Source organism: Crenalkalicoccus roseus (assembly GCF_004761865.1).
GTDB classification, from domain to species: Bacteria; Pseudomonadota; Alphaproteobacteria; order Acetobacterales; family Acetobacteraceae; genus Crenalkalicoccus; species Crenalkalicoccus roseus.
In genome coordinates, this window is sequence record NZ_SJDM01000011.1 from 78,863 (window position 1) to 89,369 (window position 10,507).

A 10,507-nucleotide genomic window follows, 5' to 3' on the forward strand; every position below is an offset into this window, starting at 1 on the left:
CGGCTTGATGCGCGCGGCGGCATGGGCCACCTCTCCCCCCATCCCTGCCGAGGCGGGGCCTGACAACCATGGAACCCGGCTGCCCCGGCAGGGCAGCGGGCGATGCCGGGAGGAGAGCACCACGATGACCCAAGACGACAAGGCCGCCCGAGCAGGCGCCAGGCTTTCCCGGCGCGGCGCGCTCGGCCTTGCCGCCGCCGCGCTTGCCGCGCCCGCCATCGCCAGGGCGCAGGGGCGCTTCCCCGAGCGGCCGGTGCGCCTGATCTGCCCCTGGCCGCCCGGCGGCTCCACCGACGGGCAGATGCGCGCGATCGCCGAGGCCGCGGCTCCGCATCTCGGCCAGCCGGTGATCATCGAGAACCGCCCGGGCGCCACCGGCACCCTCGGCGCGCAGGCGGTGAAGGACGCGCGGCCGGACGGCTACCTGCTGACGCAGATGCCGATCTCGGTCTTCCGCCTGCCGCACATGACGGACCGCCCCGCCTTCAACCCGGTGGAGGACTTCACCTACATCATCCACCTGACCGGCTACCTGTTCGGCGTGGTGGTGCGGGCCGACAGCCCCTGGCGGACCTTCCGCGAGTTCCTGGACTACGCCAAGGCCAATCCGGGGCGGGTGAATTACGGCTCGCCGGGCGTCGGCTCCTCGCTGCACATCACCATGGAGCAGATCGCCGAGCGGGAGGGGATCCAGTGGACCCACGTGCCCTTCCGGGGCGGCGCCGACAACATGCAGGCGACGCTGGCCGGGACGGTGCACGCGACGGCCGATTCCACCGGCTGGGCGCCGCTGGTGGAGGCGGGCCAGCTTCGCCTGCTCGTGGTCTGGAGCGCGGAGCGCGCCCGGCGCTTCCCCGACGTGCCGACGCTGCGCGAGGTCGGCATCGACATCGTCTCCACCTCTCCCTACGGCTTCGCCGGGCCGCGCGGCATGGATCCGCAGGTGGTCCGCATCCTGCATGACGCCTTCCACAAGGCGCTGTTCGACCCCCGCCACCTGGAGATCCTGCAGCGTTTCGACATGGAGCCCGTCTACCTCAACAGCGAGGACTACACCGCCAAGGCGCGGCGCCTATTCCAGGAGGAGGGCGAGATGGTCCGCCGCCTCGGGCTGCGGGTCTGACGGCCGACGCGGGCCGCGGCGCCCTGCCGCGGCCCGGGCATGGCCGCGGCGCCACGGCCGCGGCCTTCCTCGGCCAGGGGGCCGGCCGGGTGTTCACAATTCTTTGAATACGATGTTCACTCGCGCTCCCATCCGCGAGCGCGAGGCGATTCGTGCCCGACAGCATCCTCGACTTCCACGCCGCCCCGGCCGCCGGCAGCCTGCTGTTCGGCAGCGAGACCTCCCCGCCCCTCTGGCTCTGGCTCGCCCTGGACCCCGAGGAGGTGGACCGGCTGGAAGCGGCGCTGCTCGACCATCTCCGCTCTCCCCTCTTCCCCGCCCGCATCGGGGAGCGGCCGGTCCGGCGGGGGGATGATGCCGGGCTGCTCGCCTTCGCTGCCGGCTTCTCCCCCCTGGCGCCGCGCTTCGCCGGAGGGCCGGAGCTGGTGCTGGCCGCCACCCGCATCGTCGCCGAGCGCGGCGGGCCGCTCTGCCGCGAGGCGGCGCTCGCCTGCATTGAGGCGCTGCAGCACCGCCTGCACGGCGAGGCGCGGGCGCTCGGCGAGGCGGTCTCCTCGCCGGCCCGGCTGCGCCATTTCGTGCTCGCCGCCCGGCTCGCGGCCGATCTCTGGCTGCGCTTCCTGCCCGGCCCCGACACCGGGCGGGGCATCGCGGCGCGGCTCGCCGAGGTGGTGAGCCTTCCGCCGCGCCCGGCCACCCCGCCCCCGGGCGCCGCGCCGCCGCAGGAGGCGGCGCCGCCCCATGCCTCCCCTCCGCCGCAGGCCGCCGGGGCGCCGGCCGCCGAGGTGACGCTGCTGCAGCCCTTCGAGCCGCCGAACGACCGCGCCGAATGGCAGTCCTACCAGCGGCTCACCGCCCCGCTGCCGCTCTGCCGCGTGCCGCGCGACGCCGCGGCGCGGCTTGCCGCGCTGGCCGAGGCGGCGCCCTCCTTCGCCGCGCCGCTGGCCGAGCTCCGCCGCGCCCTGGCGCTCGCTGCCCATGCCGGCCGGCCCTCGCCGCGGCTGAAGCCGATCCTGCTGGTCGGCCCGCCCGGCGTCGGGAAGACCTGGTTCGCCCGCCGGGTGGCGCAGGCGCTGGCGCTGCCCTTCAGCGCGCTGAACCTCGGCGGGGCGACCGACAACCGCTGCCTGCAGGGCACGGCCCGCGGCTGGTCCGCCGCCACCCCGGCCTGGCCGATCGCCGAGATGGCCCGGCTCTCCGCGCCCAACCCGCTGTTCTTCCTCGACGAGGTGGAGAAGGCGGGCGGCCAGCGCGACAGCAACGGCCGGGTCCACGACACGCTGCTGGCGATGATCGAGCCGGAAAGCGCGGCCGCTTGGTTCGACGAATGCCTGCGCACCACCGCCGACCTGCGCCACATCCTCTGGATCATGGCGGCGAACGAGACGCGCGGCATTCCGGCGCCGCTGCTCTCCCGCCTCTCCGTGCACCAGGTGGAGCCGCCGCCGGCCAGCGCCTTCCCGCGGGTGATGGCGGGGCTGCTCGAGGGCATCGCCGGCGACCTCGGCTGCACCCCGGCGGAGCTGCCGCCGCTGGAGGAGGAGACGCTGGCGGCGCTGCGCCGCGGCTTCGCCCGCCACCGCAACCTGCGCCGGCTGCGGGCGCAGATGGAGGAGTGCCTCGGCTTGGCGGCGGAGGCCGCGCTCGTCGCCTCGCATTGAGGGGAGGGGGGGCCGGCGGCCCCGCCTGCCTCACATTCCGTTCATGAACCCCGCCCTTTGGTGACGCGCGCGGGCAAAAGGACCGGCAACCCGTCTCGGGGGCGGGCTGTTCTGGCCGGCCATGGAGCGTCTTTTCTTCCTCACCACGGCCACCCGGGCCCTGCCCGGCTGGGTCCGCTACGGCATCACCACGGCGCTGGTGGCGGCCGCGCTGGCGACGCGGTTCCTGCTGTTCGGCCCCGGCGCCGGCAGGCCCTTCCTGGCCTTCTACCCCGTGGTGGTGATCGCCGGTTCGGTCTTCGACCGCGGCACGAGCCTCTACGCGACGACGATGGCCGCCCTGCTCGGCACCTGGTTCTTCGTTCCGCCAGTCCGCAGCCTGGACATCGCCAACGCATCCGACATGGCAGAGCTGCTGCTGTTCCTGATCTCGGCAGTCCTCATCGCCTTCCTGCTGGAGGCGATGCACGGCGCGCTCGCCGAGATGGCCGAGGACCGGCAGCGGGCCAAAGCGGCCAATGCCGAGCTGACCGAGGCCAACCGCCAGCTTGCCACCCTCGCCACGGGGCGGGAGACGCTGCTGCGCGAGTGCATCCACCGCTCCCGCAACGACCTGCAGCGCCTCATCGCCATGCTGCAATTCCAGGTCGCCGCCGCGCGCGAGGCGCCGGCGGTGCGCGAGGCCCTGGCCGAGGCGATGTCGCGCATCCAGGCGCTGTCGCGCGTCAACCAGCGGCTGGAGGCGCATTGGCACCAGCCCGGCACCGTGCTCGACAGCCGCCAGTTCCTGGAGGGGCTGGGGGAGGATCTGCGGGAGGCCGCCTTCGGCCTGCGCCCGGTGGCGCTCGAGGTCCGGGCCGAATCCCACCCGCTGAGCGTGGTGCGGGCTGTGCCGGTCGGCCTCGTGGTCAACGAACTGGTGACGAACGCGCTGAAATACGCCTTCCCCGAGGATCGCCACGGCATCGTCCGCATCGGGTTCCGGCGCGAGGGCGGGGAGTTCGTGCTCACGGTGGAGGATGACGGCATCGGCCATGACGGGCAGGCCCCCGCCCACGGCACCGGCCTCGGCGCCCGCCTGGCGCGCGCGCTGGCGGCGCAGCTCGGCGGGCGCATCAACCTCGGGCCGGGCTGCGGCAGCGCGGGCGAGGGGCCCGGCACCGGCTGGACGCTGCGCTTCCCGGCGGAAGGCTGACGCCCCACGCGGGCCTCGCATCGGGCCTCGCGGATGGCGACCGACCCGCCCTCCAACGCCGGCGTGCGCCTCGGGGGGCCGGGGCAGACCCCTTGGCGCGGACGGGCCAGGGGCCCGCTCATCAAAGGGCCAACCCACTCGCCGCGCACCGAGGCGAACGGAAAACGCCCCGGCGCCCGCGACCCGCGCCCGTCGGGGGGGCCGTCAGGCCGCGGAGCGGCCCAGCACCCGCCCCGCCACCGCGTCGAGCCTCGCCAGCAGCGCCGGGTCGCGCATCTCGGGCGCGGTGATGATGGCGTTGTCCAGCGCCCGGTCGCAGCCAGCGGGGCAGGGGCCGCGCGGGCGGCCGAGCGCCGGCACCACCGCCCGGACCAGGGCCCGCGCCTTGTCGGCGTTCCCGAACAGCACCTTCACCACCTGCTCGACGGTGACGTGGTCGTGGTCGGGGTGCCAGCAGTCGAAATCCGTCACCATGGCCACGGTCGCGTAGCAGAGCTCCGCCTCGCGGGCGAGCTTGGCCTCGGGCATGTTGGTCATGCCGATGACGCTGCAGCCCCATTGGCGGTACAGCTCGCTCTCCGCCCTGGTGCTGAATTGCGGGCCTTCCATGACCAGGTAGGTGCCGCCGCGCGTCACCGGCAGGGAGAGACCGCGCGCCGCCGCCTCCAGCGCGTCGCCGAGACGCGGGCAGACCGGATGCGCCATGGAGACATGGGCGACGCAGCCCGCCTCGAAGAAGCTCTTGGCGCGCGCGAAGGTGCGGTCGATGAACTGGTCCACGATGACGAAGTGGCCGGGCGGCAGCTCCTCGCGCAGCGAGCCGACGGCGGAGAGGGAGATGACCTCGGTGCAGCCCGCCCGCTTCAGCGCGTCGATGTTGGCGCGGAAGTTGAGCTGGCTCGGCGGCACCGGGTGGCCGCGCCCGTGCCGCGGCAGGAACACGCAGCGCACGCCGGCGAGGCGCCCGAACAGCAGCGCGTCCGAGGGCTCGCCCCAGGGGGTCTGCACGCGCCGCCACTCGCGCCCCTCCAGCCCCTCGATATCGTACAGGCCGGACCCGCCGATCAGGCCGATGACGGGTTCGATGGTGTCGGGCATGGCAGCGCGCTCCGGGAAGGTCCTGGTGCGGTCCTTCTACAGGGATCGGGCACGGTGCCGAAGGCCGACCCGCACCGGAACCGTGGCGGTTCCGGCGCGTCTCGGCGGAGCGGCGGAACACGCCCGCAGGATGGAGGATCCACCATGCGAAAACTCATGCGCCCGGGCGGTCTCGCCGCCGCCCTGCTGATGGCGGGCACGCTTGCCTGGCCCGCGCCCGCGCCCGCGGGGGAGAGGCCGACGCCCGAGGAGCGCGCCCGGGTCGAGCAGGCGCTCCGCGCCATGGGCTTCGTGAGCTGGGAGGAGATCGAGCGGGAGGATGACGGGCGCGTCTTCGAGGTGGACGATGCCCGCATGCCGGACGGCACCAAGTACGACCTGAAGCTTGCCGCCGACGATCTGCGCGTGATCGAGCGCAAGCGGGACTGAGGGCGACTCCGGCCTGACGCAGGGGGCCGCCCCCGTGGCGCCCCCTGCCCTTCCGGTCAGTGCAGGTCGGACCAGACCCTGCGCTTCACCGCATAGGTCAGCCCGCCGAGGATGGTGAGGAAGATCAGCACCCGCACCCCCATTCTCTTGCGCTGCTCGAGCTCCGGCTCGGCCGCCCAAGCGAGGAAGGTGGTCAGGTCGCGGGCCATCTGCTCGACCGTGGCCTGGGTGCCGTCGTGGAACTCGATCTGACCCTCGTTGAGCGGCGGGGCCATGGCGATCTGATGGCCGGGGAAGTAGGCGTTGTAATACATCCCCTCCATCAGCTCGACGCCCTCCGGCGGGTCGGTGTAGCCGGTCAGCAGCGCGTATATGTAGCGCGCCCCGCCTTCCCGCGCCTTGGTGATGACCGAGAGGTCGGGCGGGTAGGCGCCGTTGTTGGCCGCGCGCGCCGCCTGCTCGTTGGGGAAGGGGCTGCGGAAGCGGTCGGAGGGGCGGGCGGGCCGCTCGAACATCTGCCCCTCGTCGTTGGGGCCGTCCATCACCATGACGGTGGCCGCGATGGCCCGCACCTCGGCCTCGGAAAGGCCGATCTCCCGCAGGTTGCGGTAGGAGAGCTGGCGCATGGCGTGGCAGGCGGCGCAGGTCTCCTTGTACACCTGGAAGCCGCGCTGCGCCGCCGCGCGGTCGTAGGTGCCGAAGATCCCGTCGAAGGAGAAGCGCACATCCGGCAGCGGCACCGTCGGCCCGGCGGCGAGGGCCGGGCCGGCGGACAGCAGGCCGGCCAGGAGCGCGGCGGCCTTCAGGGTGGTGCGGAACACGGCCATCACGCCTTCTCCATCGGCTTGCTCATGGCGCCCGCCGGCAGCGGGCCGCCGCCGCGCAGCACCGGCAGGGCGATGCTTTCGGGCAGCGGCAAGGGTCGCTCCAGCCGCCCGAGCAGGGGCAGGATCACCAGGAAGTACAGGAAGTAATAGGCGGTCGCGAGCCGGGCGATGGTGATGTAGATGCCCTCCGCCGGCTTCGCGCCCACCCACATCAGCACGAAGAAGGACACGGTCCACAGCAGCAGGAAGATCCGCGCCACCGGGCGGAAGCGCATGGAGCGCACCGGGCTGGTGTCGAGCCAGGGCAGCACGAACAGCACGCCGATCGAGGCGAACATCAGCACCACGCCGCCGAGCTTGTCCGGCACCGCGCGCAGGATCGCGTAGAAGGGCAGGAAGTACCATTCGGGCACGATGTGCGGCGGCGTCACCAGCGGGTTGGCCGGGATGTAGTTGTCCGGGTGCCCGAGGTAGTTGGGCATGAAGAACACCAGGACCGCGAACACCATGAAGTACACCACCAGACCGACGCTGTCCTTGATGGTGTAGTAGGGATGGAAGGGGATGGTGTCCTGCGGCCCCTTCGGGTCGATGCCGAGCGGGTTGTTGGAGCCGGTCACGTGCAGGGCCGCGATGTGCAGGAACACCACGCCGACGATCACGAAGGGCAGCAGGTAGTGCAGGCTGAAGAAGCGGTTGAGGGTGGGGTTGTCCACGCTGAAGCCGCCCCACAGCCACACCACGATGTCCGGCCCGATGAGCGGGATGGCGCTGAACAGGTTGGTGATGACGGTGGCGCCCCAGAAGGACATCTGCCCCCAGGGCAGCACGTAGCCCATGAAGGCGGTGGCCATCATCAGCAGGAAGATCACCACGCCGAGCATCCACAGCAGCTCGCGCGGCGCCTTGTAGGAGCCGTAGTACAGGCCGCGCCAGATGTGGATGAACACGACGATGAAGAACATGCTGGCGCCGTTCATGTGGACGTAGCGCAGCAGCCAGCCGTAGTTCACGTCGCGCATGATGCGCTCGACCGAGTCGAAGGCGTAGTGCACGTGCGGCGTGTAGTGCATGGAGAGGAAGATGCCGGTGGCGATCATGATCACCAGCGTGACCATGGCCAGCGCGCCGAAATTCCAGAAGTAGTTGAAGTTCCGGGGCGTCGGGAACGTCCCGTACTCCTTCTGCATCAGGGTGAACACCGGCAGGCGCGCGTCGATCCAGCGCACCACCGGGTTCTTGAACTCGCTCGTGTGGGGGCCCGTGGCCATGACGGTGTTCCTTCGCGTCGCGGGGCGGGACCGCTCCGGCGCCGGGGCGCCTCCGCGGACCGGCCCCTCTGCCTCAGCCGATGCGGATCTGGGTGTCGGAGGTGAAGGTGTACTCCGGCACCTCGAGGTTGGCGGGCGCCGGGCCGCGACGGATGCGGCCGGAGGTATCGTAGTGGCTGCCGTGGCAGGGGCAGAACCAGCCGCCGTAATCGCCCCGCGGATCGGTCGGCTTCTGGCCGAGGGGCACGCAGCCGAGATGCGTGCAGATGCCGATCAGCACCAGCCACGGGTCGCGGATGACGCGCTGCTGGTCCGGCTGCGGATCGGGAAGCTGGGAGAGGGGCACGGCGCGGGCGACCTGGATCTCCTCCTGCGTGCGGTGGCGCACGAACACCGGCTTGCCGCGCCAGACCACCGTCACCGCCGCGCCGACCGGGATCGGCGAGAGGTCCACCTCGGTGCTGGCGAGCGCCAGCACGTCCCTGGCCGGGTTCATGGAGTGGATGAAGGGCCAGGCCATGACACCCACCCCGACCGCCGCGAAGGCCCCCGTCACCAGCTTGAGGAAGTCGCGGCGCGTCTCGCCTTCCTGCGGGGGGCGCGACCCGTGCTGCGCCATCGTCTCGGCCATGACTCTTTCTTCGTCCCTGATCCGGGCCACGCTCGTCCCCGAAAAGGGGCCGGCGGGGGCCGCGTGCATGCGCCGCAGCGGGAAGGAGCGGACATGCCGAAGGCCGGCCCGCGCTCCCCCGCTGCGCCGCGGCGCATATAAAGCTACGGTTTGCGGGGTGGCAATCCGCCGGGACCGCCAACCGCCCCCAGGAGCCGACGCCTTGAGCCAAGAGACCGCCCCTCCTGCCGGGCCACCGGACCCGGCCGAACACCCGCTCGCCGCGCCGGCGCGCGCCTGGTTCGAATCCCTGCGCGACCGGCTCTGCGCCGCTTTCGAGGCGATCGAGGACGAGCTCGCCGCCGGCCCCCACGCCCGGCTTCCGCCGGGGCGGTTTGAGCGCACCGCCTGGGACCGCCCGGGCGGAGGCGGCGGGGTGATGAGCGTGATGCGGGGGCGCGTGTTCGAGAAGGTGGGGGTGAACGTCTCCACCGTGCACGGTGAATTTTCCCCCGAGTTCCGCCGCCAGATCCCGGGCGCCGAGGAGGATCCGCGCTTCTTCGCCACCGGCGTGTCGCTGGTGGCGCATCTGCGCAGCCCCCGCGTGCCGGCGGCGCACATGAACACCCGCTTCATCGCCACCAGCCGCGCCTGGTTCGGCGGCGGCGGCGACATCACCCCGATGCGGCCGGAGGCGCCCGAGGCGCAGGAGGACGCCGCCCGCTTCCACGCCGCGCTCCGCGCCGCCTGCGACCGCCACGATCCGGGCTACTACCCGCGCTTCAAGGCTTGGTGCGACGAGTACTTCTTCCTGCCCCACCGGGGGGAGCCGCGGGGCCTGGGCGGCATCTTCTACGACTGGCTCGGCGACCGCACCCCCGGCCACGGGCCGGAGGCCGACTTCGCCTTCACCCGCGACGTCGGCCTCGCCTTCCTCGAGGCCTACCCCGCCATCGTCCGCCGCCGCATGCACGAGCCCTGGACGGAGGCGGAGCGGGAGCACCAGCTCATCCGCCGCGGCCGCTACGTGGAGTTCAACCTGCTCTACGACCGCGGCACGCTGTTCGGGCTGCGTACCGGCGGCAATGTCGAGGCCATCCTGATGTCCCTGCCGCCCGAGGTGCGCTGGCCCTGAGCGCGCCGGGCGGCGGTGGCGTCCGGCCCCGGCCGCGCTAGGCTGCGCCGGACAGGAGGATGCAGACCATGTCCCACACCCCCGCCCCGCCCCGGAGCCCCGCCTGATGCGCGCCGTCTGGTACGAGCGGAACGGCGGCTCCGAGGTGCTGACCCTCGGCGAGATGCCGACGCCGGAGCCGGGGCCGGGCGAGGTGCTGGTGCGCCTCGCCGCCTCGGGCGTGAACCCCTCGGACTGGAAGACGCGGCGCGGCAGCACCCGCCCGATGGCCTTCCCGCGCGTCATCCCGCACAGCGACGGCGCCGGCGTGATCGAGGCCGTGGGCGAAGGGGTGGCTCGTGGCCGCATCGGCGAGCGGGTGTGGATCTGGAACGGGCAGTGGAAGCGCCCCTTCGGCACCGCGGCGGAATACATCGCCCTTCCCGCCGCCCAGGCGGTGCCCCTGCCCGAGGGCACCAGCTTCGAGGAAGGCGCCTGCCTCGGCATCCCGGCGCTGACGGCGCTGCACGCGGTGGCGACGGATGGCGGCGTCACCGGCAGGCGCGTGCTGGTCACCGGCGGCGCCGGCGCCGTCGGGCACTATGCCATCCAGTTCGCCCGCCTGCTCGGCGCGGCGCAGATCCTTGCCACCGTCAGCGGCGAGGCGAAGGCGGCGCACGCGATGGCCGCCGGCGCCGACGCTACCATCAACTACCGGCGGGAGGAGGTGCCGGCGCGGGTGATGGAGTTGACCGGTGGGCGCGGCGTGGACCGGGTGGTGGAGGTGGACCTTGCCGGCAACGGGCCGATGCTGCACCGGCTCTGCGCCTATGGCGCGGTGGTCGCCGGCTACGGATCGAACACCCAGGAGGCGGTGTTCCCCTTCTCCCCGACCATCCAGAAGGGGATCGCGGTGCGCTTCTTCATCGTCTACGAGTTGGACGCGGCGCAGCGCGCGGCGGCGATCGGCGCGCTGCAGGCGTGGCTCGCGCGCGGGCTGGTGCGCCACGCCGTCGCCGCGCGCCTGCCCCTGGCCGAATGCGCGCGGGCCCATGACGAGGTGGAGCAGGGCCGCCACATCGGCAATGTGGTGCTCGCCTGCTAGGGCAGATCGCGGATGGCTGGAAACAGCCAAGAGCGTGACTCTGCCCTAAGCCGCGTGGACAAACCTGATCCACA

Annotated in this window: 10 protein-coding genes; 6 read left to right on the forward strand and 4 right to left on the reverse strand. The window is 72.8% G+C overall.

Translation table 11 applies throughout. The features are described from left to right. Positions 1-124 precede the first annotated feature (124 nt). The 3 genes from ET526_RS10650 (at position 125) to ET526_RS10660 (ending at position 3,979) form a co-directional block, all read left to right on the forward strand. Entirely contained in the window at positions 125-1,123 is a 999-nt protein-coding gene (locus ET526_RS10650) for a tripartite tricarboxylate transporter substrate binding protein (RefSeq protein WP_135467675.1), read from the forward strand. Positions 1,124-1,275: 152 nt separating this feature from the next. After that, entirely contained in the window at positions 1,276-2,784 is a 1,509-nt protein-coding gene (locus tag ET526_RS10655; protein ID WP_135467676.1) for an AAA family ATPase, read from the forward strand. A gap of 121 nt (positions 2,785-2,905) precedes the next feature. After that, a complete protein-coding gene (locus tag ET526_RS10660) occupies positions 2,906-3,979 on the forward strand; it encodes a DUF4118 domain-containing protein (RefSeq protein ID WP_135467677.1) in 1,074 nt (357 codons plus the stop codon). Between the two features lie 204 nt (positions 3,980-4,183). Here the strand turns inward: ET526_RS10660 and ET526_RS10665 are convergent, their stop codons facing one another. Then, positions 4,184-5,077, reverse strand: coding sequence for an S-methyl-5'-thioadenosine phosphorylase (locus ET526_RS10665; protein WP_135467678.1), 894 nt, complete (start codon positions 5,075-5,077; stop codon positions 4,184-4,186). A 144-nt stretch (positions 5,078-5,221) separates the two neighbouring features. On the opposite strand from ET526_RS10665, the gene ET526_RS10670 reads away from it, so the two are divergent. Next, positions 5,222-5,506: a PepSY domain-containing protein gene (locus ET526_RS10670; RefSeq protein WP_135467679.1), complete on the forward strand. Its 285-nt coding sequence runs from the start codon at positions 5,222-5,224 to the stop codon at positions 5,504-5,506. Between the two features lie 56 nt (positions 5,507-5,562). Here the strand turns inward: ET526_RS10670 and ET526_RS10675 are convergent, their stop codons facing one another. From ET526_RS10675 to petA, 3 genes are all read right to left on the reverse strand, one after another. Continuing rightward, positions 5,563-6,333, reverse strand: a complete 771-nt coding sequence (locus ET526_RS10675; protein WP_135467680.1) for a cytochrome c1 — start codon at positions 6,331-6,333, stop codon at positions 5,563-5,565. Further along, entirely contained in the window at positions 6,333-7,604 is a 1,272-nt protein-coding gene (locus ET526_RS10680; protein WP_135467681.1) for a cytochrome b, read from the reverse strand. The genes ET526_RS10675 and ET526_RS10680 overlap by 1 nt, the downstream gene beginning before the upstream one ends. Before the next feature lie 73 nt (positions 7,605-7,677). Then, positions 7,678-8,235: a ubiquinol-cytochrome c reductase iron-sulfur subunit gene (gene petA / locus ET526_RS10685; RefSeq protein ID WP_135467682.1), complete on the reverse strand. Its 558-nt coding sequence runs from the start codon at positions 8,233-8,235 to the stop codon at positions 7,678-7,680. Positions 8,236-8,437: 202 nt separating this feature from the next. Between petA and hemF the strand changes: the two genes are divergently transcribed. Then, positions 8,438-9,349, forward strand: a complete 912-nt coding sequence (gene hemF / locus ET526_RS10690; protein WP_135467683.1) for an oxygen-dependent coproporphyrinogen oxidase — start codon at positions 8,438-8,440, stop codon at positions 9,347-9,349. 106 nt (positions 9,350-9,455) lie between these two features. After that, a complete protein-coding gene (locus tag ET526_RS10695; protein ID WP_135467684.1) occupies positions 9,456-10,433 on the forward strand; it encodes an NADPH:quinone reductase in 978 nt (325 codons plus the stop codon). Positions 10,434-10,507: the final 74 nt, after the last annotated feature.